Annotated in this window: 17 protein-coding genes; 12 read left to right on the top strand and 5 right to left on the bottom strand. The window is 70.2% G+C overall.

Going from position 1 to position 25,776, the window contains the following annotated elements; genetic code table 11:
• Nucleotides 1-2 precede the first annotated feature (2 nt).
• Together AB0F77_RS14210 and AB0F77_RS14205 are read right to left on the bottom strand one after the other, a co-directional pair.
• Nucleotides 3-3,569 carry a CDP-glycerol glycerophosphotransferase family protein gene (locus AB0F77_RS14210; protein ID WP_361946781.1) on the bottom strand — a complete coding sequence of 1,189 codons (3,567 nt, stop codon included), beginning with the start codon at nucleotides 3,567-3,569 and terminating at the stop codon, nucleotides 3-5.
• A 24-nt stretch (nucleotides 3,570-3,593) separates the two neighbouring features.
• A complete protein-coding gene (locus tag AB0F77_RS14205) occupies nucleotides 3,594-5,825 on the bottom strand; it encodes a bifunctional glycosyltransferase family 2 protein/CDP-glycerol:glycerophosphate glycerophosphotransferase (RefSeq protein WP_361946778.1) in 2,232 nt (743 codons plus the stop codon).
• Between the two features lie 285 nt (nucleotides 5,826-6,110).
• Here AB0F77_RS14205 and galE point away from each other — a divergent pair, with 285 nt between their 5' ends.
• Nucleotides 6,111-7,082, top strand: coding sequence for a UDP-glucose 4-epimerase GalE (gene galE, locus AB0F77_RS14200; RefSeq protein WP_361946775.1), 972 nt, complete (start codon nucleotides 6,111-6,113; stop codon nucleotides 7,080-7,082).
• 59 nt (nucleotides 7,083-7,141) lie between these two features.
• On the opposite strand, the gene AB0F77_RS14195 is transcribed toward galE, so the two are convergent.
• Together AB0F77_RS14195 and AB0F77_RS14190 are read right to left on the bottom strand one after the other, a co-directional pair.
• Complete coding sequence (locus AB0F77_RS14195) at nucleotides 7,142-7,873, bottom strand: L,D-transpeptidase family protein (protein ID WP_361946772.1); 732 nt, start codon at nucleotides 7,871-7,873, stop codon at nucleotides 7,142-7,144.
• Between the two features lie 48 nt (nucleotides 7,874-7,921).
• Entirely contained in the window at nucleotides 7,922-9,019 is a 1,098-nt protein-coding gene (locus tag AB0F77_RS14190) for a Tat pathway signal sequence domain protein (protein WP_361946769.1), read from the bottom strand.
• A 299-nt stretch (nucleotides 9,020-9,318) separates the two neighbouring features.
• Here AB0F77_RS14190 and AB0F77_RS14185 point away from each other — a divergent pair, with 299 nt between their 5' ends.
• The 7 genes from AB0F77_RS14185 (at nucleotide 9,319) to AB0F77_RS14155 (ending at nucleotide 21,503) form a co-directional block, all read left to right on the top strand.
• Nucleotides 9,319-15,843 carry an RHS repeat-associated core domain-containing protein gene (locus tag AB0F77_RS14185; protein ID WP_361946766.1) on the top strand — a complete coding sequence of 2,175 codons (6,525 nt, stop codon included), beginning with the start codon at nucleotides 9,319-9,321 and terminating at the stop codon, nucleotides 15,841-15,843.
• An 81-nt stretch (nucleotides 15,844-15,924) separates the two neighbouring features.
• A complete protein-coding gene (locus AB0F77_RS14180) occupies nucleotides 15,925-16,443 on the top strand; it encodes a hypothetical protein (RefSeq protein ID WP_361946763.1) in 519 nt (172 codons plus the stop codon).
• A gap of 146 nt (nucleotides 16,444-16,589) precedes the next feature.
• The gene (gene proB, locus AB0F77_RS14175; RefSeq protein WP_361947100.1) at nucleotides 16,590-17,696 is read left to right on the top strand and encodes a glutamate 5-kinase; all 1,107 of its coding nucleotides are present in this window, start codon (nucleotides 16,590-16,592) and stop codon (nucleotides 17,694-17,696) included.
• 146 nt (nucleotides 17,697-17,842) lie between these two features.
• The gene (locus AB0F77_RS14170) at nucleotides 17,843-18,304 is read left to right on the top strand and encodes a hypothetical protein (RefSeq protein WP_361946761.1); all 462 of its coding nucleotides are present in this window, start codon (nucleotides 17,843-17,845) and stop codon (nucleotides 18,302-18,304) included.
• 94 nt (nucleotides 18,305-18,398) lie between these two features.
• Nucleotides 18,399-19,685, top strand: coding sequence for a glutamate-5-semialdehyde dehydrogenase (locus tag AB0F77_RS14165; RefSeq protein WP_361946758.1), 1,287 nt, complete (start codon nucleotides 18,399-18,401; stop codon nucleotides 19,683-19,685).
• Between the two features lie 85 nt (nucleotides 19,686-19,770).
• Nucleotides 19,771-20,343, top strand: a complete 573-nt coding sequence (locus tag AB0F77_RS14160; RefSeq protein WP_361946755.1) for a hypothetical protein — start codon at nucleotides 19,771-19,773, stop codon at nucleotides 20,341-20,343.
• A gap of 89 nt (nucleotides 20,344-20,432) precedes the next feature.
• On the top strand, nucleotides 20,433-21,503 hold the full coding sequence (locus tag AB0F77_RS14155; protein WP_361946752.1) for a hypothetical protein: 1,071 nt from the start codon (nucleotides 20,433-20,435) through the stop codon (nucleotides 21,501-21,503).
• Nucleotides 21,504-21,557: 54 nt separating this feature from the next.
• Here AB0F77_RS14155 and AB0F77_RS14150 read toward each other — a convergent pair whose 3' ends face one another.
• The gene (locus AB0F77_RS14150; protein ID WP_361946749.1) at nucleotides 21,558-22,670 is read right to left on the bottom strand and encodes a M48 family metallopeptidase; all 1,113 of its coding nucleotides are present in this window, start codon (nucleotides 22,668-22,670) and stop codon (nucleotides 21,558-21,560) included.
• Nucleotides 22,671-22,773: 103 nt separating this feature from the next.
• Between AB0F77_RS14150 and AB0F77_RS14145 the strand changes: the two genes are divergently transcribed.
• The 4 genes from AB0F77_RS14145 to AB0F77_RS14130 all read left to right on the top strand — a co-directional run bounded on the left by AB0F77_RS14145 (nucleotide 22,774) and on the right by AB0F77_RS14130 (nucleotide 25,719).
• Nucleotides 22,774-22,935 carry a hypothetical protein gene (locus AB0F77_RS14145; protein WP_361946746.1) on the top strand — a complete coding sequence of 54 codons (162 nt, stop codon included), beginning with the start codon at nucleotides 22,774-22,776 and terminating at the stop codon, nucleotides 22,933-22,935.
• A 120-nt stretch (nucleotides 22,936-23,055) separates the two neighbouring features.
• Nucleotides 23,056-23,220: a hypothetical protein gene (locus tag AB0F77_RS14140; protein ID WP_361946743.1), complete on the top strand. Its 165-nt coding sequence runs from the start codon at nucleotides 23,056-23,058 to the stop codon at nucleotides 23,218-23,220.
• Between the two features lie 71 nt (nucleotides 23,221-23,291).
• On the top strand, nucleotides 23,292-23,939 hold the full coding sequence (nadD, locus tag AB0F77_RS14135; protein WP_361946740.1) for a nicotinate-nucleotide adenylyltransferase: 648 nt from the start codon (nucleotides 23,292-23,294) through the stop codon (nucleotides 23,937-23,939).
• A gap of 16 nt (nucleotides 23,940-23,955) precedes the next feature.
• Complete coding sequence (locus AB0F77_RS14130; RefSeq protein WP_361946737.1) at nucleotides 23,956-25,719, top strand: LCP family protein; 1,764 nt, start codon at nucleotides 23,956-23,958, stop codon at nucleotides 25,717-25,719.
• Nucleotides 25,720-25,776: the final 57 nt, after the last annotated feature.

Genomic DNA, 25,776 nt, shown 5'->3' with positions numbered 1-25,776 from the left:
GCTCAGAGTTCCCGGGCCTGCTCCAGCATCCGGTCCACGACCCGCGCCGACGCGTTGCCGTCGTCGAGGTCGCAGAAGAGGTGGTGGAACCGCTCGAACCGGTCCGCGTACTCGGCGGAGACCGTGTCGATGTCACGTATCGCCGTGACGAGTTCCCTGGAGGTGAAGATCAGCGGGCCGGGGGAGTCCTTCTCGAAGTCGAAGTAGAAGCCCCGCAGCTTGTCCCGGTAGTGCTCCAGGTCGTACGTGAAGAAGAGCATCGGGCGCTTCAGATGGGCGTAGTCGAACATCACGGACGAGTAGTCGGTGATCAGGATGTCCGCGGCCAGGTACAGATCGGCGATGTCCGGGTACTCCGAGGCGTCCCATACGAAGCCGTTGCCCGCGCCGGGTACCGCGTCGACCACGTTGGAGTGCCGGCGGATCAGCAGGACGTGGTCGTCGCCCAGGCGCCGCCGGGCGTCGTCCAGCTCGATGCGCAGATCGAACAGATACTGACCGGCGCTGTGCGACTGGTCGTCGCGCCAGGTCGGCGCGTACAGCACGATCTTCTTGTCCGCCGGCACACCCAGGGTCTCGCGCACCTTCTCCGCGATCTTCTCGCGGTCCGGCGAGTACAGATAGTCGTTGCGCGGGTACCCGGCCTCGAGGATCTCCCCGTCGAAGGAGAACGCGCGCTTGAGAATGGGCGTGGAGAAGCGGTTGGACGAGACGAGCAGGCTCCAGTTCTTCGCCTCCAGCGCCAGACGGTTCTGGTACTCGCGGTCGAAGTACAGCGTCTCGATGTCGTGGCCGATCTTCTTGAGCATGGTGCCGTGCCACGTCTGCACGATGATCTGGCCGGGGCGGCGGACCACCCACTCGGGCAGGTGCCCGTTGGTGACGATGTAGCGCGACGTGGCGAGGGCTTCGAACCACTCCCTGCCCCACATGCGGACCTTCTCGGCCGTCGGGGGCAGGATGACCTGGCCGTCGCGCACGGCCCACAGGAACTTCATGTCGCTGCCGCGCCGCAGCAGTTCGTCGTGCATGGCGCGCGGGCTGTCCGAGTACTGCTTGCCGTTGTAACTGAGGAAGAAGACCTGGTCCCGCAGCGGTTCTTGGCACCCGGCGTCGTAGACCTCGGTGCGAAGCTGTTGCTGGCGGTACGGGCCGCGCTCCAGGTCGCTGAGCTCGGAGCGGCAGTTCAGCTGGGGGAAATCGCCCCAGCGGTTCTCGAACCAGTAACGGCGCCCGCCCAGTTCGGCCTGGAGCGGGAAATGGGGGAAGGCGAGCCGGTCGACGACGAACTCGGCGTCGGGAACGGTGGTGTCCTGGACGCGCAGCAGCAGGTTCCAGCGCCCCGCCTTGAGCGGCACCTGGCCCGAACCACCCATGAGGGACGGGTCGAACGACACGGAGAAGGTGCCGTCGCCGCCCTGCCAGTTCACCGCGGCCACGCGCTCGTCGTAGCGGTTGGCGGCCTTGAGCACGAGGTCGGCACCGGCCAGCCTGCGGCTGGCGCGGCCCTTGACGACGATCCGGCCGTCCGCCAGCCCGATCTCGGTGATCGTGGCGCGGCGGGTCCGGCCGATGATCTTCAGATAGCCGTTGTGACCGGAGACCAGGGCGATCTCCCGGTGGGCACCGGCCTCGCCGAAGGACGTCGGCAGGTCGAAGCTGAGATCCTCCAGACCTTCCCGCACGACGCTGCTGAACTGGCGCTCCGTACCGTCCTCGGCGACGGCCAGCAGGGCCGTGCTCCACAGCCGGCGCTCCGGCTGTGCCTGTTCGTCGACGGTGTCGCTGGCCAGCAGGGCCACGTCGGCCATCGGTACCCGCACCTGGAACGTGGTTCGTCCCGCGTCCGTCGTCATGTCGACGGGGTACTTCCGGACCTCGCCGCTCTTCGGGCTGGTGAGCCGCAGTGCCACGGTCTCGTCGGACCGCAGCGCGACGCGTATCTCACCGCTGATCTCCACCGCGTCGTCCGTCAGCCGACGGTCGGTGATGAGGGCGCGGACCTTCTCGACACGCAGCTTGAACGCGCCGCGCTCGACGGTCGGCAGCAGTCGGAAGTCGGAGTCGAGCCACTGGTAGGGCGGGAAGTTCGCGGCGGAACCGCCGCGAGCCCAGATGCCACTACGGCGTACCAGCCCCGAGGCGTAGACGTTGATGCCGACGTGCCACAGACCTTCGTGCCAGGAGCCGCCCCTGCGCAGCTTGGCCGGGTCCAGTTCGAGTTCCCAGCCGGCCCAGTCGTAGTTGTAGCGCTTCTGGTCGGAGTCGGTGGTGCACTCGGGGTGGTAGACGTTCCTGGCGGACAGGAACATCCGCCGGCGGGAGCCCTCACGCTTGAGCTGGATCATCTTGAGACTGCTGCGTCTGCCGGACATGTCGATCTTGTCGATCCAGGCGTCTCCGGACAGCAGCAGCTTGCCGTTCTCCCAGGTCACCGAGCGCAGCGGGGCGCGCAGATCGAGGTCGCCGTCGATGCGCAACGCCGCCTTGGGCAGCTCAAGGCCGCTTTCCTCGAGGGTGCGGAAGCTCGCGTACTTGCGGAACGCGCCGGACACCTCGATCGGGTCCTTGCGGCGCTGTGAGGCCAGCAGGGCGATCAGCTCGGGCATGGCTCGCTTGCGCACCAGGATCCACTGGACACGCAGATCCGTCGGAAGCGCCATGACGATCTTCCGGTCGATGGTGTCCAGGTAGCGGTTGGTCGCTTCGAGGAACGCCTCGTGGAACTCCGCCGTCGCGTCGGGCAGCACCCGCAGGAAGAGCCGCAGATCGTCGCGGAGCACCCGGTCGTCGTACTGGCGCTTGTATTCGGCGAACTCGGGCTCCGACTGCTGGCCGAGGTAGTCGCTGACCATGCTCACCGCGGTGACGCGGTCGCGGATGGCCTGGGGCTCCTTGCGGCGCTGGGTGATCGAGGGGGCCGACTCGCCCTCGCGGAGCCGCCAGAAGTAGGTCGGCTCGCCGATGATGTCGATGGCCCGCGCCTTGTAGTGGGCGGGGAGCACGACGGGGATGTCCTCGTGCAGGATTCCCTCGGGGAAGGCGAAGCCGTGCTCCTCCCAGAAGGAGCGTCTGAAGATCTTGTTGCAGGCGATGCGGTCGGCGACGAGCTTGGGGTTCTTCGATATGTGCGTGCCCCTGCGGGCCTCGCCGGCGAGCATCTTCAGCAGCGGCACCTGCCAGGACTTCTCGCCCTTGAGGTGGAAGACGTTGCCGGTGGCGAAGTCCGAGCCGGACCCGTCGAGGCTGGAGACCATGAGCCGGTAGGCGTCCGGTGGTATGACGTCGTCGCTGTCGACGAAGGTGAGGAACTCCGACTCGGGTGATATGTGCGCGATCCCCGTGTTACGGGCGGCACCGAGTCCGGCGTTCTCCTTGCGTATCAGCTTGAACCGGTCGTCGCGGGCCGCGTACCGGGCGGCTACGGCGGCGGAGTCGTCCGGCGAGCCGTCGTCCACCATCAGGACTTCCAGGTCGCGGAAGGTCTGCGCCGCGAGCGAGTCCAGACAGGCGGGCAGATAACGTTCTACGTTGTAGATGGGGACGATGACACTGAGCCGAGGGGCCATGGCTGGGTCGATCTCCTTTCGGGGTCAGGCCCGCTCGACCAGTTCGAGCACCTGGGCGGGGGTGGGTGCGTGGGTGCGTTCGGCGAAGGGCACGAACGGCAGCGCGTTCTCCTCGCCGAGGAAGACGCGTCGTACCACGCGTTCGGATGCGTGTCCGTCGTCGAACTCGCAGAAGCGCTTGCGGAAGGCGGTACGACGCTCGGTCGCCCTCGGACCGTCGTACTCGTGGGACCCGAGCAGCCGGAGCAGTTCGGCCTGCGAGGTGGCCACCGACCCCGGGGGCTCCTCCAGCAGGTTGAAGTAGGTGCCGCGCACCGCCGAGTAGATGTCCCAGTCGGGCGCGAAGACGATGATCGGCCGGTCGAGCACGGCGTAGTCGAACATCGCGGAGGAGTAGTCCGTGATCAGCGCGTCCGCGGCGAGGTACAGCTCCTCGACCCGGGAGTGCCCCGATACGTCGACGATACGGCCGCTGCGGTGCAGTTCGGCGGTGTGCGGCGAGCTGCCGTAGAAGTAGTGGCCCCGGACCATGAAGGTGACGTCCGGGCCCAACTCGTCGGCCAGGCGGGCCAGATCGAGGCTCGGCGTGAAGCCGGGCTGGTACTCGCGGTGGGTCGGCATGTAGAGGAACGCCTTGTTGCCGTCCGCCAGTCCGAGGGCGGCGCGGGCGGCGCGTACGTCGTCCGCGCCCGCGTTCACGAGAATGTCGTTGCGCGGGTAGCCGGTCTCCAGGGACGTGTAGGAGCAGGGGTACACCCGCTCCCAGACGGTGGTCGAGAACCGGTTGGCGCTGACGCTGAAGTCCCAGCGGTCGCAGCGCTCGAGGAGCTTGGCGAAGTCCATGTCGGTCGAGGCCGGGTACTTGCGCTGGTCGAGGCCCATGGTCTTCAGCGGGGTGCCGTGGTGGGTCTGGAGGTGGATCTGTCCCTCGCGCTTGACCACGGAGTCGGCGAAGTTGACGTTGTTGACGAGGTATTTGGCGCGGGCGAGTGCCGACCAGTACTCGTGGGAGCCGACGCGGACGTGGTCCACCCCGGCGGGCACGCTGTCGACGGCGTCCGGCCTGACGGCCCACACCCGCCGGACATGGGGAGCGAGACGCGCGAGTTCGGCGTCTATCGCGGCCGGGTTGCAGGAGACACTGCGGCTCCAGTAGGCGGAGAAGAGTGCCAGGTTCTCGTCGAGCGGTAGCTTCAGCTGGGACTGGTAGAAGACGCCCATCGCACGTCGCTTGGACTTGTTGACCGCCCTGCGGGTGCTCTTCCTGACCGCCTGACGGAACTTCAGTGCGGCCGCGGCGCCGGCCATCGCGGCGTAGGAATTCCGTTCCAGGAGGCCGTACTTGTGGCCCTTGCCACCCAGCGGTCGCTGGAAGTCCTGGGGGCGACGGGCGCGGTAGTCGGCGGCGGCACGGTGGAAGAACTCGGCGCGCGCGTTCTGCGGCAGCCGGCCGGGGCGCTCCAGGATCGTCAGGTAGTGGTCGACCATCTTGCGGAACAACGGTGCTCGCCAGGCGGCGAGTTCGTCGTGCGCGTCGACGAAGTCGAAGACCCGGGTGTACTGGTCGAACACGTCGAAGTGCTTGCGGCTGGTGGTCTTGAGGATGTTGCCGCCCTCGCGCCGCTGCCGGTAGAGGACGCAGACCTGGTCGAGCACGGTGATGCTCTTGGCGCTGATCATCGAACAGAACGTCCAGGGGGCGTCCTCGTAGTACCCGACCGGGAAGGTGAGGCCCTGCTCGGCGACGAAGTCGCGGCGGTACGCCTTGTTCCAGACGATCTGGAGGAGGTCGAGGAGCTGCGGCCGGTCGGCGAGGGAGAAGACGTTCGGGCCGTCCTCCTTGAGGAGGTCGGCCCGTTGGTTGCGGCGGATCTGGCCGTTCCAGTAGGTGCGCGCGTAGTCGAAGATCAGGATGTCCGGGTCACCGGTGGCGTCGAGGCGGTCGGCCATCGCCCGGAGCGCGCCGTCGGAGAGGGTGTCGTCGCTGTCGAGGAACAGCAGGTATTCGCCCGTGGCCTGTTCCATGCCCACATTGCGGGCCTGCCCGAGGCCCACGTTCTCCGTGAGGTGAATCACATGAATACGGGCGTCCCGGCGGGCGTATTCGTCGAGGATGGCACCCGAGGCGTCGGGTGAGCAGTCGTCGACCGCGATCACCTCGAAGTCCGCGAAGTCCTGTCCCAGCAGAGAGTCCAGACACTCGGCCAAGTACGCCTGAACCTTGTGGACGGGGACGACGAGAGAGAGCTTGGGCATCCTGACAACCTGTTCCGAGAGGCGATGGGCGACAGCGTGGGCCGGGGTCGATGCACGCTCCGCTCGTCGACCGACCCGAAGCGTGCCGCCGCATCAGCGTAAGGGATTCACTTGAAGTTTCCGTTGGCAAGGCGGTGAGTATGCCAAGGGTTCGCCTGGTCTGAAGATCTTCCTCACATCTGCTCTCGTGTGCATTGAGGCGATTTGTGGCGTATCGCCGGATTCGATTTTTCGCGGCGAGTGCACAACTCTGCTGACCAGTGCCGACGGCGAGGAGGAGCGAGGATGAGCTGGCTGGTCACGGGCGGTGCCGGGTACATCGGCGCGCATGTGGTGCGTGCCATGACCGCCGCCGGGGAGCACGTGGTCGTGTACGACGACCTGTCCACCGGCAGCGCCGACCGGGTGCCCGAGGGCATGCCGCTGGTCGTCGGCACCGTGCTCGACAGGGAGCTCCTGGAGCGCACGATTCGTGACCATGCCGTGACCGGTGTGGTGCACATCGCGGCCAAGAAGCAGGTGGGGGAGTCGGTCGAGAAGCCGCTCCACTACTACCGCGAGAACGTCACGGGGCTTCAGACGCTGCTGGAGGCCATGGCGGCCACCGGCGTGGGACGGATTGTCTTCTCCTCGTCCGCCGCCGTCTACGGCATGCCGGACGTCGACGTCGTGACGGAGGACACCCCCTGTCTTCCCATGAGCCCCTACGGTGAGACGAAGCTCATCGGCGAGCGGCTGATCGACGCCGTCAGCCGGGCCCACGGCGTCCGCGCCGTCAGCCTTCGCTACTTCAACGTGGCGGGCGCCGCCTCCCCCGAGCTGGCCGACTCCGGCGTCTTCAACCTGGTCCCCATGGTCTTCGAGCGACTGGAGGCGGGCGAGGCGCCCCGGATCTTCGGCGACGACTACGCCACCGAGGACGGCACCTGCGTACGTGACTACATTCACGTCCAGGACATCGCCTCGGCCCACCTGGCGGCCGCCGTGCGGCTGGCGGAGGCTCCCGAGGGCACCTCGCTCGTTCTGAACATCGGCCGGGGCGAGGGCAGTTCGGTCCGGGAGATGGTGGACCACATCCTGAAGGCGACCGGCAACGGGAACCTCACGCCCGAGGTGGCCCCGCGTCGCCCCGGGGACCCCGCGCGGGTGGTCGCGTCGGCGGACCGCATCCGCACGGAACTGGGGTGGACGGCCCGGCTCGGCCTGGACGAGATGATCGACTCCGCCTGGCAGGGCTGGCGGCACCGGCACGCGTGAGACGAGCGGGGGCGGGGAACGGACGTACGGCCCGCTCCCCGCCCCCGCTCCTCATGACCTCACACCTTCAGGTCGGCCTTGTCGCCCATCACCACGACCGGGTGCTGCGCGGGGTCGAGGGTGCGCAGGAGGTACTCCATGTCCGCCTTCGACTGGCTCACGCACGCCGAGGTGCCGCTGCCGTGGTCCATGTGCAGCCAGATGCTGCCGCCCTTGGACTGACCCTCCGGCCGTGTCGGGTCGTTGGGCGACGTGCCCTTGACGCGGTTGTAGTCGATGGCGATCACGTAGTCGAAGTCGTGCCAGTACCCCTTGCTCCAGGAGTGCGGGGCCTGGAAGCCGGCGGACTCGGTGTACGGGAGCCGGGTCGCGGGAGGCTTGAGCACTCCGCCGGCGTCGCTCAGCGTGAACACCCCCACGGGGGTGCGCTTGTCCCCCTCGTGATGGTCCGTCGTCCAGCCCTTGCGCCCGTTGTGCGCCGCCCAGGAGCGCTCCTGCGTCCAGGTGGAGCCGTTCCTGGTGAAGAGGGCGACGGTCGAGTCGGCGGAGTTCCGGCCGGCCCCGTAGACGGCCACCACCTGGCGTGAGTCGGCCGGCACGCGCTTCCACAGCCCGTCCCCGATCCCGGGCACGCGGTCGAGTTCGGCCTTGCGCGCCTGCGCGCCGGTCACCGCGCCGCGGTTCGTCTTGCCGGGCTTGTGGTCCGAACCGCCGCACGCCACCAGGGACAGCGCCAGCACCGCTCCACAGGCCGCGGCGGCGACTCCCCGTATCGAACTGCCTTTTCGCATGGGCCCAATGGTCGCAGACCGGCCGCGGAACGTACCCGGCACGGTGGGTCAGATCAGCGCTTCCTTGTAGTAGACGCTGGCCTTCTTGCGCGAGTCCGTGTCCGACGTGGTGGAGGCGAAGCCGCTGCACAGGCGCACGGCCTGCGGGTTGGCGGGGTCGGGGACCTGGATGGCCATGCCCTCGGGTTCACGGTAGGGAAGCGTGTAACCGGCCTTGGTGAGCTGCTGGTCGACGACGGCGCCGGTGTTCCAGTCGACGCAGGTGATGAAGGTGTTGCCGTCCGGGGAGACCGAGCCGTCCGACCCGTAGTAGGTGCCGGCCAGCAGGTAGAGGTAACCGCCGTACGTGGCGAACCCCTGGAAGGTGTCGGGGTAGGCCGGCTGGAGGTCGGCGGGCTGGGCGACGTCGGCGAGCGCGGTGCGCCCGCCCGAGGTGAACGCGGCGAGGTCGTAGAGACGGAACCGGAAGGCGCCGTTGACCCGGCAGCGCACCGCGAGCCGCGCGTTCACGGGATCGACGGCCACCGTGGTCCGGTCGACGCCGGATTCCAGCGCGTATTGCGTGACGGCCGGCGAATCGGCGGTCAGGACGGTGCCGTTCGCGAATTTGAAGCGGGCGATCCGGTCGCCCCATCCGCTGAAGGTGCCGTCGGAATTCTGGGTCCGGACGTTGTGGGTCTCGGTCCAGAGGAAACTTCCGGAAGCGGTGGATTCGACGCCGATCTGTACGCCGTGTCCGAATCCGCGGAGATACATGGTGCCGAGGATCTGCCCGGAATTGTCCAGCCGGGTCACGCAAAGGTCACCGTTGGCCTCGCGGTCGGCTCCCGAGGAGACCTGGGACTCGCCGGGGAGTCGGAGGCCGCCGTCGACCAGCTGGACCGTGAACAGGTGCCCGCGTGTGTTGTCGAACGCGAAGGACTGGAGCACGCGGGTGCCGGACAGCTGGACCTCGCGCAGCAGGGCGGTGGAGGGCGCGGTCAGGTCGAACCGCTTGCTCGCGCCCACGGCTCCCGCGGCGGCCCCGTCCCGTGCCGTGCGGTGGGACCGCGAAACGGCCTTCGCCGCCCCGACGGACACCGCGGGAACCGTGGCCACGCCGACGACGGCTCCCGCCGCGCGCAGCAGCTGCCTGCGATCGAGCACGATGATCGAGCCTCCTCGGAAAGGGAAAAGCGGCGGGTCATTAAAACACCGCGCGACGGCCGGCGACATGGACGGTGGACGACGGCCGTCCGTTGGTGCGACATGGGTAAAGACTTGGCCAATCGGTGAAGTTTTTTTGCCCTTCCGGAGCGGATTTGCGGGAGTTGGGATCTTGATCGCCCGGATTACCTTGTGGCCTGCGCGTGTTCGCTCTGTGTTGGCCTGGTGTTGACCGAGGGTTGCGAACTCGCCTTTTTGACCGTTTGTGGCTGTTCTCGGCCAGAGGGGTGGGGTTCGTGATGCGGTCGTCGCTGAGACGCGGCTTTGTCGTGGCGGTCTCCAGCGCGTTGCTGTCCGGCTTCCTGTCCGTTCCCGCCTTCGCCGCGGCCGTCGCCGTGGCGCGGCCCCACGACAGGACCGTCGACGTGCCGGCCCGCAAGGGCGAGGCAGTGCCCGGCCAGCAGGCCGAGAGCACCATGACCGAGGCGCCGCCGGTCACCTGGCCCGCACCCACCCGGGCACGGATCGACCTCGGCGCGTCGAAGCCGGGGCACGCCCTGGCCCTCGCCCCGTCGGGCGCCGTGGTCGACGCCGGCGGCGGCACCGCCGCCTCCGCCTCCGCCGTCGTGACCGTGCAGCGTCCGACGGCCGCCCAGGCGGCCGTCGCCGGCACCCCGCCCCAGGCGGAACTCGGCGCGCGAGGCAGGGCCGCGAGGACGGTCACCGGATCGGACCCTGCCACCGGCCTGACGCCGACGGCGCCCGCGCCCCAGGACGTCGACGTCGAGGTGCTGGACCGCGCCCGGGTGAAGTCTGCCGGCGGCCTCGGCATGGGCCTGCGGCTCACCCGCAGGGACCGTGCCGCTGCTCCGGGCCCGGTGCGCGTGAGCATCGACTACTCGGGCTTCCGGTACGCGTACGGCGGTGACTTCGCCTCCCGGCTCCGCCTCGTGCAACTCCCGGCGTGCGCGCTCACCACACCGGACGAGCCCGGCTGTTCCCCCGACGACCGCCGATACGTCCCAGCCGTCAACGACGAGAAGTCCGGCACGCTGACGGCCACGGTCTACGCGGACGCCGACCCGGCCCCGACGGCCGGGACGGGGACCGGCACCCCGCGGTTGAACGGCCTCGTGTCCACGGCGGCCGCCACTGCCACCGTGACGACGCTGACGACGGGGTCCTCGTCGGACCAGGGCGACTACCGGGCGTCCACACTCGCCCCCAGCGGCTCCTGGGCCGTGTCGACCGGTTCCGGCGCGTTCACCTACGACCTGCCGATCACCCTGCCCAAGGCCCCCTTCGGCGCGACGCCGTCGCTGTCCCTGTCGTACAACTCCCAGTCCGTGGACGGCCGTACCTCCGCCACCAACAACCAGGCGTCCTGGGCGGGCATGGGCTGGGACCTGGACGTCGGCTACGTCGAGCGGCGCTACAAGACCTGCTCGCAGGACGTCAACAACACGGTCGGCGACCTGTGCTGGCAGTCCCCGAACCACACCACCGAGCCCGACGGCGCCGAGTACGTCATCAACCTCAACGGCGTGAGCTCGCAACTCGTCCAGGACGGCAACGGCACGGGCTCGTACCACGTCCTGGACGACCCGGGCTGGCGGGTGCAGCACCTGTCGAACGGCCACGGCGCCGACGACGAGTACTGGGTGATCTCCAGCCAGGACGGCATGCGGTACTACTTCGGCTGGGGCCGCAGCGAGCGCACCGGCGACGCCACCGGCTCCGTGCTGACCGTCCCGGTGGCCGGCGACGACTCGGGCGAGCCCTGTCACGCCTCGTTCCCCGAGCCCTGCACCCAGGCCTGGCGCTGGAACCTCGACCGGGTCGTCGACCCCAACGAGGTCGAGAACGCGTACTTCTACGACAAGCAGACCAACCACTACCGCTCGGTGATCAACACCGACAAGGCCCGCGCGTACGACGCGGCGAGCTATCTGACCCGCATCGAGTACGGCTGGGCCTCCCAGATCTCCGGCGCGAAGCTCCCGGCGAAGGTCGAGCTCCGGCACGTCGGCCGCTGCGTCGAGCGGATGAAGGACCTCGACCCGCTGGGCAAGGAGCCGTCGGCCTGCCCCGGCATCTCCACCGACCCGGAGTCGTACCCCGACGTCCCGACCGACCTGATGTGCGACGGCACCGCGGCGGACGACAACTGCGCGGGCAAGACGTACTACCCCACGTTCTTCACCACCGACATGCTGTGGGACGTCAAGACCTACGTCAGCGACGACGGCGGCACGACGTGGGACCCGGCCATGCAGTACCAGATGAAGTACGGCCTGCCCAACCCCGACGGCACGGTCGGCAAGACCCTGTGGCTCGACTACGTCCAGCGCATGGGCTACGGCGACGGCCCCGACCTGCGCCTGCCGGTCGTCAACTTCAATGGTGAGTGGCTGGACAACCAGGTCGGCTCGGGCCTACTGAACTTCCGCCGGGTCACCAAGGTCTACGGCGACCTCGGCTCGGTGACCAACGTGACCTACGGTCAGCCGAACGACGCCTGCGACATCAACAGCCTGCCCTCCGAGTCGTCCAACACCGAACTGTGCTTCTGGCAGAAGTGGACGCCCGAGGGTGCCGACACCCCGAAGACCGGCTGGTTCAAGAAGTACCTCGTCACCCAGGTCTCCGTGGACCCGGGCGTCGGCAAGGGCGCGGACAGCGACGGCGACCCGGTCATGACCACGCGGTACGAGTACCACGGCGGCGCCGGGTGGCGGTTCACCAACGACCCCCTGGTCCCCGACTCCGACGAGACCTGGTCCGACTGGCGCGGCTATCCGCAGGTCGAGGTCTTCACCGGCACCAAGAGCAACGCGGGCTCCACCTATTACTGGCTCTACCGCGGCCTGGACGGCGACCGCACCTCCAAGTCGGACACGTCGGCGACCCGCGCCGCCACGGTCACGGACGGCTTCGGCGACTCCTGGACGGACTCCGCCTGGCTGGCCGGCAAGACCCTGGAGTACTCGAAGCGCGACGGCGACGGAAGCGCGCACCAGCGCGTCCGCAAGGAGTACTGGGTCCACGACACCGCCCACTACGACGGCCTGCCCGACGCGCGCTTCGTCCGTGACAGCAAGACCACGACGGACGAGCTGACCTCGCAGGGCTGGCGCGAGCACGTGGTCAAGGACGAGTACGACGACACGTCCAGCACGTCCACCACGTACGGCCTGCCCCTGCGCACCAACGACTGGGGCCTCGTCGACACCGACGACAACCGCTGCACCACCTACGGCCGCGCCTACAACACGTCGGCCTTCCTCGACTCGGACGTCAAGCGCTGGATGGTCGTCGAGGACGAACGCCGCCACTACGCGGCCGACTGCGCCGCCCGCGCCGCCGCCAACCAGGACGCGTACACGGTGACCCTGTACGACGGTTCGGCCTCGGTCACGGACAACGACACCGCGCTGGTCGACGGCAACCCCACCGCGAAGACGGTCTACACGGACGCGACCCACTCCCGTACGACGAGGACGGACTACGACGCCGCCGGGCGCGCCGTCGCGGTCTACGACGGCCGGGGCGCCAGGAGCACGACGACCTACGCGCCGAACACCACCTGGCCGACCGACGGTGTCACCGTCACGACCCCCGATCCCGACGGCACCGGACCGGGCACGGCCATGTCCACGACCACCTGGTCGTCGCGGCTGTGGGGCACCCCGTACCGGATCCTGGACCCGGGCGGCCGTACCACCCGGATCGTCCTCGACTCGGTGGGCCGCTACAGCCAGGTCTTCAAGCCGACGGAGATCGCTGCCTATCCGGATGGCAACCCGTCGATGCGGTTCACCTACACGGTCCCGACCGGCACCAACGCCGACGGCGTCCCCGACACGGTCACCGCGGCGCCCAAGGTCACCACGGGCGTCCTGCAGTCCGGCACCTCGTACGTGAGCTCCTACGAGTACCTCGACGGTCTCGGCCGCACCCGCGAGACCCAGTCGACGGCGCCCGAAGGGAGCGGCCGGACGGTGGTCTCCACGCGCTACGACACCTCGGGCAACGTGACGGGTACCTCCGCCGCCTTCTACAACTCCGGCGCGGCGGGCTCCGGCATGGTGCTGCCCACGGTGGCGGACCTCCCGTCCTACACCGACCCGATCATCGACTGGGCGGGCCGGACGACCGAGGTCCAGACCCTGGTGAACGGCACCGTCCAGCCCGACAACCACACCCGGACCCTGTACCTCGGGGACCGCACCACTGTGGTCCCCGCGACGGGCGAGCGCACGGACACGTACACGGACGTCTTCGGCCAGACCACAAAGGTCGTCGAGTACGGCCCGAACGGGCCGCAGACGACGGCGTACGAGTACACCCGCAGCGGGAAGCTGAAGAAGATCACCGACGCGAAGGGCAACACCACCGGCTACTCCTACGACTGGCTGGGCGAGCGCCTCACGACCACCGATCCCGACGCCGGCCCGTCGTCGACCACCTACGACGACAACGGCCAGGCGGCCACGACGACCGACGGCAACAACACGACACTGACGTACGCGTACGACGCGCTCCAGCGCCCGACGACCGTCAGCCAGGGCACGACGGTCCTCTCCAGGCTGTCGTACGACACCGCTCCCGGGGGCAAGGGGCAGACGGCCTCGTCCACGAGCTACGAGGGCGGCCGGGCCTACACCGTGGCCGTCACCGGCTACGACGACCGCGGCCGGGTGACGGGCAAGAGGTACACGGTTCCGGACGACGGGTCCGGCTTCGCCGGCACCTACGACTTCGGGTACGGCTACGACCTCGCCGACCACCCGACGTCCGTCAGATACCCGGCGGTGGGCGGACTGCCCGCGGAGACCGTGACCACGGATTACACGAGCCAGGGACGGCCGACGAAGGTCTCCTCCGCGCTGGCCACGTACCAGTCCTCGATCGGGTTCGACCGCGTCGGCCGTCTCGACGCCCGCGCGTTCGGCGCGAGCGGCGGCCCGGACGCCACGATCAGCCGCGCCTACTCCTTCGACGACGCCAACGGCAGCGGCACGGTGGCCGGCGTCAGGACCACGGTGAGCACCGACACCACGAAGGTGGCGCAGGACGACACGTTCATGCGTGACCTCGGCGGCCAGCTCACCGGAGTCGCGGACGGCGTGACCCGGCAGAGCGAGTGCTACACGTACGACGAGCTCAACCGGCTCACCCACGCGTGGACCACCCAGGCCGACGGCGGGTGCGCGGGAGCGGCGACGCCCGACCCGAGCAGCGGCCTCGACCCCTACGACCAGGCGTACTCCTACGACGCGCTCGGCAACCTGATGTCCGTCAAGGACACCGGGGCGAGCGGTTCGACGACGAAGAAGTACACCTACCCCGGCTACGGCGCCGACGGCACCACGTACACGGCGGGCCAGGCCCGCCCGCACGCGGTGACCCAGGCCGGCTCCGACTCCTACGGCTACACCGCCGCGGGCCAGATGCGCACCCGCACGGTCGGCGGTGTCAGCTCCACCATGGACTGGAACGCCCAGAACCGCGTGAACCGGATCACGGTGCACAAGTCCACGGGCGACGCCGTGTCGACGTACACGTACGACACGGACGGCAACGTCCTGCTGCGCACCTCTCCCCAGGAGAACGTGCTCTACCTCGACGGGCAGGAGCTGCACAGGACCACGGGCGGCACCGTACGGGCCACCCGTCTGTACTCGGCCGCCGGCACCACGGTCGCGATGCGCGAGGCCGACGGGTCCGGCGCCGGCCGGCTGACCTGGCTCCTGGGCGACACACAGGCGTCCACGTCCCTGCTGATCACGCTGGGCGGCGTCGTGACCCGCAGGCGCTACACCCCCTTCGGCAAGGAGCGCGACGTCGACGGCACTCTCCCGCCGGGTCTGGACCGCGGCTTCCTCGGCAAACCGGAGGACGACTCCACCGGTCTGTCGATCCTCGGCGCCCGCATGTACGACGCGAGCCTCGGGCGGTTCACCGGCCCGGACGAACTCAGCTCGCCGTACACCCCCCAGAACCTGTCGGCCTACAGCTACAGCGACAACGACCCCGTCAACGCGGCCGACCCGTCGGGCCTCCGGCTGGCCGACTGCACCGGCGGCTGGGAGGAGTGCGGGCCGGGCCCCCACACCTCGTCGGGCACGGTCGACACGGGCGACAGCACCACGGGCGGGACACTCTCGTCCCCCGGAGGGGACTCACCGAAGACGGCGTCCGAGAACGCGCCCTTCGGCTCCAAGTGGCACTGGTACAGCGCGTACGACCTGCGCAACGGCGCCAAGGCAGCCGAATTCGGCACCCTGACGCTCGCGGCCTGCGCCCGGGGCTACTGGCTCACCTGCCAGCTGTGGGACTACTACGGCAGCGCGCTGGGCGGGAAGAAGAGCGTGGACGTGGACGACCTGATCTCCAGCGACGCGGGATTCCGCGAGGGCAAGGGCGCCGACCGGAACTCCAAGGGAATCCAGTGGATGCTCGACCGCTGGTCCGACGAGGCCCGCGGGAAGTGCCCGCACGGCTCCTGCTCGTTCGCGCTGGACAGCAAATGGCTCGGCACCCAGTTCACGAGCGGTGACGGGGCGGTGGCGATCGGCCACGCCCAGATGCGTCTGACCGGCACCCTCTCGATGTCCGGCAAGGGCTCCTCGCGAAAGGCATCCATCGATTACCAGGTGGAGGTGTACAAGGACTGGAACTTCGACAAGTTCAAGACCGCGAACATCCCCGTCCTCAACAAGCGCATCTCGCTGAAGCCGTTCGCCGAGCTGCACGAGCTGGGCGTGGCACGGGAGTTCGCCATGGTGGGGACGAGTTCCACGCACAATTACGTCGGCTGACCCCCGGTGGACGGAAGGGTGCCCGAGAGGTACGTTCACGTGTCGTCAGTTTCACCCGAGTCACGTCCGAGGAACCGCCGCATGCGCCGTGCGCTCACCGGAGCCGCCGTGGGCCTGGCGCTCGCCTTGCCGCTCGGCGCGTGCTCGTCCCCGACCGTAACCTCCTCGGACTCCTCGTCGTCCTCGCCGGCCGGTTCCGGCCACGACCGGTGTTCCACGGACGAGCTGCCCTCCTCGGCGACCTCCACCTACGAGCTGCCCGAGATCCCGCGCGGCGCGAGGTTCGTGTTCTGCGAGACGGACGGCGGCGACGGGCCCTCCGCGAACCTGGAGCTCACCGTCGACGAGACGGCCGGCCGGGCCTATCTCTCGGCACTCGGCCTGGAACGGGAGGGCTTCCTGCCCGCGTCGCGCCAGGACGTGGCGAATGAGGCGAAGGCCCCGGGGAAGGGGTGGCGCCTCGACACCGGCCGCGCCTACCTGACCAACCTGAGGGCCTTCAACCACGGCGGTCGGTGCATGATGCAGTACGTGGCCTACGTCCCGGACGAGAAGCAGTGGGCCGGACCGGTCTATCTGTCCATGGCCTGCCGGTCCTGATCACCCCGTGCGCGACGGCCGCCCCGGTCCTGTCTGCCTGCTGGACGCACGCGCGTGCCCCGCGGCCGTTCGCGTAGATTGCCGCCCAGGCAGCGGGAGCGCGGGCGAGGGGACGGAACAGCAAGGTGGCAAGCGCAAGGCAGGCCGTGGGTGAGGCTCGCAGGATCGTCGTCAAGGTCGGGTCCTCGTCGCTGACCACCGCCTCGGGCGGCCTCGACGCCGACCGCGTGGACGCCCTCGTCGACGTCCTCGCCAAGAGCCGCAGCGGCGGGGAGAAGGAGATCGTGCTCGTCTCCTCCGGCGCCATCGCCGCCGGCCTCGCCCCGCTGGGCCTGCGCCGCCGCCCCCGCGACCTCGCCCGCCAGCAGGCCGCCGCCAGCGTCGGCCAGGGACTCCTCGTCGCCCGCTACACCGCCTCCTTCGCCCGCTACGGCGTCCGTGTCGGCCAGGTGCTGCTCACCAGCGACGACATGAGCCGCCGCGCCCACCACCGCAACGCCTCCCGCACCCTCGACAAACTCCTGGCGATGGGCGCCCTCCCCGTCGTCAACGAGAACGACACCGTCGCCACCGACGAGATCCGCTTCGGCGACAACGACCGCCTCGCCGCGCTCGTCGCCCACCTCGTCCACGCCGACCTCCTCGTCCTGCTCTCCGACGTCGACGGCGTCTACGACGGCGACCCCAGCCGCCCCGGTACCTCGCGCGTCACGGAGGTCAGGGGCCCGGAGGACCTCGCCCACGTCGAGATCGGCAGCGCCGGCCGGGCGGGCGTCGGCACCGGCGGCATGGTCACCAAGGTCGAGGCCGCCCGGATCGCGGCCGCCGCCGGCATCCCCGTGGTGCTCACCAGCGCCGTCCACGCGGCCGACGCCCTCGGCGGCGGCGACACCGGCACCTACTTCCACCCCACCGGCAAACGCTCCGCCGACCGGCTGCTGTGGCTCCAGCACGCCTCCACCCCGCAGGGCGCGCTCACCCTCGACGACGGCGCCGTGCGCGCGGTCGTCGAACGCCGCAAGTCCCTGCTGCCGGCCGGGATCGCCGCCGTCGAGGGCGAGTTCAGCGCCGGCGACCCCATCGAACTGCGCGACACCGAGGGGCACGCCGTGGCCCGCGGACTCGTCAGCTTCGACGCCAGGGAGATCCCCCGGCTCATCGGCCGCTCCACCCACGACCTCGCCCGTGAACTGGGCCCCGCCTACGAACGCGAGGTCGTACACAGGGACGACCTGGTGATCCTCCACCCGTAAAACCCGTAAAACCCGGCGTCCCCGCCGCCCCCGGTGGGGGACGTTCCGTAAAACCGCCACGCGGAGGCGTGCGGCCTGCTCAACTTTGTCTCAGGGGCGTGCCCGCGGGGCACGTTCCGCACGAGCGCCGCGCGAAGGAGGCCGTGGTGAGACGAGTACGCCCTGGGGCGCCGGCGTCCCGCGGTGGTTCATCCTCGCGAACCCCCGGCGAGGAGCGCCCGCTGACGAGCGTCGCGGCCGGCGACCGTTACGAGGCGCCCAAGGACCTGCCGCGCCTGTGGCACGTCACCCTCAGCGTCTCCGGCGACGAGGTCCCCCTCACGGAGCTGCGCCGGGCCCTGGAACAGCTCGCCCACGACCACCCCTTCCTGCTGACCAGCAGATACGCAGGCGACCACGCCGAGATCCGCTACTGGGAGGAGGCCCGCGACCTGCACGACGCGGCGGCCGTGGCGCTGCGCCTGTGGGGCGAGCACCGCCAGACCGCCGGGCTGCCCGCCTGGGAGATCGTCGGCCTGGAGGTCATCGACCGCGAGACCTACCACCAGCGCATCGCCGAGGGCTACGGTCCGCCGCCCGCGACGCCGGTGGGAGTTCACCCCTTTTGATCGTTTTCCGATCGCTTCTCGACGACGCTTCGATCCCGTCTCGCGGTGTGGGACGAACCGGGAACGCCCGCCGCCCGCGCACTACCCTTCCCTCATGACGACGCTCTCGCCGTACGACTCCATGTCCCCGGTCGTCCAGACCGCCTACCGCGCCAAGTCGGCCGCCGCGGACCTCGCGCCGCTGCCGCGGGCCGCGAAGGACGACGCGCTGCTCGCCGTCGCGGACGCCCTGGAGGTCCGCACGAGCGAGATCGTCGAGGCGAACGCCCGGGACATCGCCAAGGCCCGCGAGGCCGGCACCAGCGAGGCCATCGTCGACCGGCTCACCCTCACCCCCGAGCGGGTGCGCGCCATCGCCTCCGACGTGCGGGACGTCGCCGCGCTGCCCGACCCGGTCGGCGAGGTCGTCCGCGGCTCCACCCTCCCCAACGGCATCGACCTGCGCCAGGTCCGCGTCCCCCTCGGTGTCGTCGGCATCATCTACGAGGCCCGCCCCAACGTCACCGTGGACGCCGCAGCCCTCTGCCTGAAGTCCGGCAACGCCGTCCTGCTGCGCGGCTCCGCCTCCGCCTACGAGTCGAACACCGCCCTCGTCCGGGTGATCCGCGACGCCGTCGGCGGGGCCGGGCTGCCCGCCGACGCCGTGCAGCTGGTGCCCGGCGAGAGCCGCGAGAGCGTGCGCGAGCTGATGCGCGCCCGCGGCCTGGTCGACGTGCTGATCCCGCGCGGCGGCGCCTCGCTGATCCAGACCGTCGTCGCCGAGTCCACCGTCCCGGTCATCGAGACCGGCACCGGCAACTGCCACGTCTACGTCGACGCCGACGCCGACCTCGACATGGCCGTCGACATCCTGATCAACTCCAAGGCCCAGCGCGTCAGCGTCTGCAACTCCGCCGAGACCCTCCTGGTCCACCAGGACATCGCCGCCGAGTTCCTGCCCCGCGCCCTCGACGCCCTCGCCGACGCCGGGGTGACCGTCCACGCCGACGAACGCGTCCTCGCACACGCCAAGGACTCCCGGGCCACCGTGGTCGAGGCCACCCCGGACGACTGGGACACCGAGTACCTCTCGTACGACATCGCCGCCGCCGTCGTCGACTCGCTCGACAAGGCCGTCCAGCACATCCGGCTGTGGAGCTCCGGCCACACCGAGGCGATCGTCACCACCTCCCAGCAGGCCGCCCGCCGCTTCACCCAGCTGGTCGACTCCACCACCGTCGCCGTGAACGCCTCCACCCGTTTCACCGACGGCGGCGAGTTCGGCTTCGGCGCCGAGATCGGCATCTCCACGCAGAAGCTGCACGCCCGCGGCCCCATGGGCCTGCCCGAGCTGACCAGCACGAAGTACATCGTCACCGGCGACGGCCACGTCCGCCGCTGACCCCGGCGCGTGACGGTCGTCTCAGCAGGCGGATGAATTTCCGTACCGTCTGCCCAAATTGACCCCCCAGGTCTACCCTGGATCCGTGCCGGAGGACGTGGGGGGCACGCCGTTCCCTGACGGCTGGGAGCCCGACGACGACCACGACCACGGGGTGCCGGACGAAGAGTTCGCCTCCGTGGTCTTCGACGAGGACTTCGTACGGGCGGCCGTGGTGCACGAGCCGACCGCCGTCGAACGCCTCCTGGCCGCCGCGCAGGCGAGAGCGGAGGCGTCCGAGGCGGAGGCCCGCCGCGCCCATGCGCGCGGCGACCGCTACGACGACGTGTACGGCCCCGAGGGCGCCGATTTCGGCCACGACGACGAGTTCGACGACCTGGACGACCTCGACGGCCCCGCACACTCCCGCGGCGGCCCCTGGCCGTACGGCAAGCACGTCCGCTGGCACCGCCCCGTCGCCTGGGTGCTCGCCGTCGTGATGGGCGTCGGCATGGTCGCGCTGGCCTTCGCCGCCGTCTACCGGGGCACCTCCTCGGGCAACCGCGACCAGGTCCCGGCGCCCGCCTCCACCGGCCTCGAACAGGGGACCGCCGCGGCCCCGTCCACATCCGCCGACTACTCCCGGCCGGCCGTCTCCGCGATCCCGCCCACACCCTGAACGCCCTGGCCGGGTTCTGGTGAGAACCTGTCAGAACTTGTCGTGCAACGGGGCGTTTACCCGGGGCTCGTGAGACCTACTCTGAAGGTATGGGCGGGCCAGGAGAACCACCCGAGGGGACATCCGAGGGCGCTCGTGGTGGCGGAGAGGACGAATACCGATCCGTCGTCTTCGACGAGTCGTTCGTCCGTGCTGCCCGCCTCCAGGAGTTCTCCGCGCGCGAACGCCTGACCGACCACGCCCCCGCCGTACGCCGCCGCCCCCAACTGCACCGCGGACTGTCCCGGCAGGCCCTGATCCTCGTCCTGCTGATCGCCGTCGCCTTCGGCACCGCGATCTACATGGGCGTACGCCACCCCTACGGCAGCCCGCAGACCCGGCCGGCCGTGGAACCGCTGCGGATGACCGTCATACCCCTGTCCCCGCAGGGCCGGGTGCCCGGCGGGGACGACGCCGAGGCGCTGTACGCCCACAGCCCCGCCGCCCACTTCGACGTCGGCAGCGAGGGCGTCCCGCTGCCCGCCTGGCGGCGCACCGCGCACTTCTCCGGCACCGACGTGAAGACCGCGCTGACCATCGCGCAGAGCTACGTCGTGCGCTCCTCGCTCTACCCCGAGGTGCTCGACGGCAGCCAGGTCCATCTCGCCCGGATGCTGCTCGACCCCGGCCAGCTCGACCAGTTCGACCGCAGCTTCGAGCACCCCGCCGCCGACGGACGGCACGCCCCCACCGGCTGGGTGGTCCGCTTCGACCCCGCCCGCGCCGAGCTGGCCGACCCCAGGATCCGCGTCCGCGGCAGCCTCCACGCCGGCGAGGCCGACCAGTCCACGCTGGAGGTCACCGCCGACCACACCGTCGTCTACGCGCTCCGGCCGGCCGGCGCGGCGGACGGCACCCGGGTCTCCCTGTTCACCGTGCGCCGCGCGCTGACCTTCCGCTTCGACCGCGCCGACCTGCGCACCAACCAGACCCAGCTGGTCGTCTCCCACGTCCAGGCGGGCCCCCTGTCCTGCGCCGAGGACTCCGCCGACCATCTGCGCCCGCTGCTGGCCGGCCAGGCCCCGGGGACGGGAGGCCCGGCCGGCACCGATCCCTATGCGACGGGCAGCCCCACGGCCCTGTGTGGAACCCTGGCGACGAAGTCCCAGCCGACGACGTGACGCACCCGCGTCTGTCGTCGGGCGTGGGCCGCCGTCGTCAGGCGCCGCCGGTGGTCAGCGCCCGTCGTCGTCCCGGTCGTCCGTCCCGTCGTTCTCGTGCGGGTCGTGGTTCTTCGGCGGGGTCGGGCCCGTGAAGCCGCTGAAGCCGCGCCTGACCCGGCCGCCCAGGTCGCCCGCGCCGCCCGCCAGGTCCGTGACCAGCTTCATCAGCGGGTCCTTGGAGTTCTTCACACCGCTCGCGTAGCTCGCCGCCGACTCCCGGAACGAGTCGGTGACCGAGGTGTCCTTGTCCTCGTCGCGCCGCGGATAGTGCCCGTCCATGATCCGCTGGTGGTCCCGGGAGGCGGCCCACTTCTTCAGCTCGGCCGCCCGGACCACGGTGAAGGGGTGCGAGCGGGGCAGCACGTTCAGGATCTTCAGCACCGAGTCGCGCAGATCCCCGCCCGTCTCGAACTCCTCGGCCTGCTCCAGGAACGCGTCCACGTTCATCTCGTGCAGATGGTTGCCGCCCGCGATCTTCATCAGGCCGCGCATCGACGCCTGGAGGTCCTGCCCGACCAGCAGCCCCGCCCGGTCCGCGGACAGCTCCGACTTGCGGAACCACTCCCGCAGCGCCGTCACGATCGCCATGATCGCGAGGTTGCCCAGGGGTATCCAGGCCACCCGGAGCGCCAGCGTCGTCAGGAACAGCAGGATCGTGCGGTACACCGCGTGCCCGGACAGCGCGTGCCCCACCTCGTGGCCGACGACCGCCCGCATCTCCTCCTCGTCGAGCAGCTCGACGAGCCCGGTGGTCACCACCACGATCGGCTCGTCCAGACCGATGCACATCGCGTTGGGCTGCGGGTCCTGCGTGACGTACATCGGCGGGACCTTCTCCAGGTCCAGGATGTAGCAGGCGTCCCGCAGCATGTCGTTGAGGTGCGCGAACTGGCGGTCCGAGACCCGGACCGAGTCCGACAGGAACAGCAGCCTCAGGCTCCGCTCGGGCAGCAGCCCGCTGAGCGCCTTGAAGACCGTGTCGAAACCGCTCAGCTTGCGCAGCGCCACCAGGGCGGACCGGTCGGCGGGGTGCTCGTACGCCCGCGAGGAGATCCCCGGGAAGCGCCTGCGCTGCCTGCTGGGCACCCGCTCGTGCCCGTTCTGCTCGTGACCGTCGTCGGACATGTGGTCCCCCATGTGCGTCTGTGTCCCGATGTGCCCCCGAGGCAGGCCCCAGCCTAGGCGGGGATACCGTGGACGGGCAGTACAGCCGAAGGAGAACGTCATCATGGAGCACCCGTCCCCGGCCGCCTGGCTGACCCAGGCCGCGAGCGCCGCCCAGCAGCACGGTGCGGGCAACCTGCTCCGTGTCGTCCTCGTCGTGATGATCGTCGGCTGTGTACTGACCGCGTGGTTCCTGCTGCGCGGGTACAGGCAGAAGGACGACTGAGACGCCCGGATCGTTCCCCGCCCGTCCCCGACGGCGGAGTCGGGGTGATCGCCGTGGGGTGCCCCGCTTACGATGGGCCGACATCTTTATCCCGCCCACACCGGATAGGTCCTGCCGAAGATGAGCTTCCAGAGCACCGCAGCCCAGTTGGTCACGCTCGCCGCCGAGGGCGAGGAGCACGGCGGCAACCACAACAGCCTCGACCCGCTCGTCACCGGTGGCGGCGCGTTCCTCATCCTGCTGCTCCTGCTGTGGATCACGACCCGTTTCAACCGGGACCGCTGAACGTCCCGCGGCCGGGGGCCGCGCCCCTGCGGGGCGCCGCCCCACCGAACGGGCCGGTAGGGTCTGCACGCATGGGAGAGCACGACATGAGGGCCCCCGCGTTCAAGGCGGGCAACGGCCCCGCGCACACGGGAAAGCGCCGCCTGGGCGTCATGGGCGGAACCTTCGACCCGATCCACCACGGGCACCTCGTGGCGGCCAGCGAGGTCGTCGCGCAGTTCCACCTCGACGAAGTGGTGTTCGTCCCCACGGGCCAGCCGTGGCAGAAGGCCCACCGCGAGGTCTCCCCGGCCGAGGACCGCTATCTGATGACGGTCATCGCGACCGCCGAGAACCCCCAGTTCTCGGTCAGCCGCATCGACATCGACCGCGGCGGCCCCACCTACACCGTGGACACCCTGCGCGACCTGCGCTCGCTCAACCCGGACACCGACCTCTTCTTCATCACCGGAGCCGACGCCCTCGCCCAGCTGCTGACCTGGCGCGACACGGAGGAGCTGTTCTCACTGGCGCACTTCATCGGCATGACCCGGCCCGGACACCACCTCACGGACGCCGGGCTGCCGGAGGGCGGCGTCTCGCTGGTCGAGGTCCCCGCCCTCGCCATCTCCTCCACAGACTGCCGTGCGAGAGTCGCCAAGGGCGACCCCATCTGGTACATGGTGCCGGACGGAGTCGTGCGCTACATCGACAAGCGCGAGCTGTACCGCGGCGAGTGAGCCGAGAGGGGCACCGGTGAACGACCGATACGACCCGGGGTACGCGGGCGACCAGTACGAGATCGTCGGTTACGACGAGTACGGCAGGCCCGTGTACCGCCAGATCCCGGCCCAGCACGACCCCCGGGGCACGTACGACCCGTACGGACAGCAACAGCAACAGCAACAGCAGCAGCAACAACAGGGCTACGGCTACGACCCGTACGCGACCGGGCAGCAGCAGTCCGTCCCGGGGTACGGCGGCTACGACACGGGCGGCCACCCCCAGGCGCAGCCCTATGACGCGTACGACCCCTACGGCACCGGCACCACCGCCCAGCCGCAGTCCTACGACGCCTACGGGCAGCAGCAGGCCGACGCCCGGCAGCCCCGGGCCGGCGAGCAGACCGCGCACATCCCGCACCAGCCGGGACCGGCCGACCGCGGCGAGACCGACCACGCGGAGACCGGCCACGGCGCGTACCGGACCGGGTCCGCCGACGCGCCCGCGGCGGGCGAACGGGGCGACGGCACCGAGCAGTTCGCGTTCGCGGAGGAGCCGGACGGCGACTCCGAGGACGTCATCGACTGGCTGAAGTTCACGGAGAACCGCACCGAGCGCCGTGAGGAGGCCCGCCGCAGGGCCCGTGGCCGGATCGTCGCCCTGGTCGTCGTCCTCGCCCTGGTGGTCGTCGGCGGCGTCGGCTACCTCTGGTACGACGGGAAGCTGCCCGGGCTGTCCGAGTCCGGCACCAAGTCCGGCACCGCGACGGCGGTGGCCGACCAGAACCGCGACGTGATCGTCGTCCACCTGCACAACACGGCGAAGGGCGGCACCTCCACGGCGCTGCTCGTGGACAACACCACCACCAAGCAGGGCACCACCGTCCTGCTGCCCAACTCCCTCGCCCTCAGCGACGACGACGGCTCCGTCACCACTCTCGCCAAGTCCGTCGACGACGACGGGTCCTCCGGCACCCGCGACCAGCTCGACACCGTCCTCGGCACCGACATCGAGGGCACCTGGCGCCTGGACACGCCCTACCTCCAGAACCTGGTCGAACTCGTCGGCAACATCGACATCGACACCAACGCCGACGTGCCCGACCCCGCCGCCAAGAAGAAGGGCGGCACCCCCCTCGTCCGCCAGGGCAAGGATCAGACGCTCTCCGGCAAGGCGGCCGTCGCCTACGCCACCTACCGGGCCCCGGGCGAGGCCGACAACGCCCAGCTGGAGCGGTTCGGCCAGGTCCTCCAGGGCGTGCTGCGCAAGCTGTCCTCCGACGCCCAGGGCGCCACCGTCACCGTGCAGACGCTCGGCCAGATCATCGAGCCGCCGCTGTCCGACAAGAACCTCGGCGCCTTCCTGGCCAAGCTCGCCGACCTCGCCAAGGGCGGCGACTACAGGACGGCGCTCCTGCCGCTCCGGTCCGACGGCACCCTCACCGCGCAGACCAGCACCAGCGTCGTCAAGGACATCCTGGGCGGCACCGCCAAGAGCCCCGACGCGGGCGACGCGGTCCGGGTCTCCGTGCAGAACGCCACCGGCCTCAAGGACGACGCCGAGAAGGCCCGCGTGGTCCTGCTCAACGGCGGCTTCTCCTTCCAGGACGGCGGCACCGCCTCCGCCGCCCGCACCACGTCCCAGGTGCTGTACTCCGACGCCGCGGACAAGGACAACGCCTCCGAGGTCGCCAAGACCCTGGGGCTGCCCGACGGCGCCGTGACGAAGGGCGACGTCGGAGCGAACACGGACGTCTCGGTGGTCCTCGGCCAGGACTACGAGCCGCCGTCCACGTGACGGCCGCGTCACGCCCGGTGAGGCACCCCAGGTGATCCGGCAATCACCTGGGGTGCC

The organism is Streptomyces sp. NPDC026672, from assembly GCF_040638185.1.
Taxonomy (GTDB): domain Bacteria; phylum Actinomycetota; class Actinomycetes; order Streptomycetales; family Streptomycetaceae; genus Streptomyces.
Note: the sequence above shows the minus strand (reverse complement) of the source record. Positions and strands in the feature narration are given on the sequence as shown.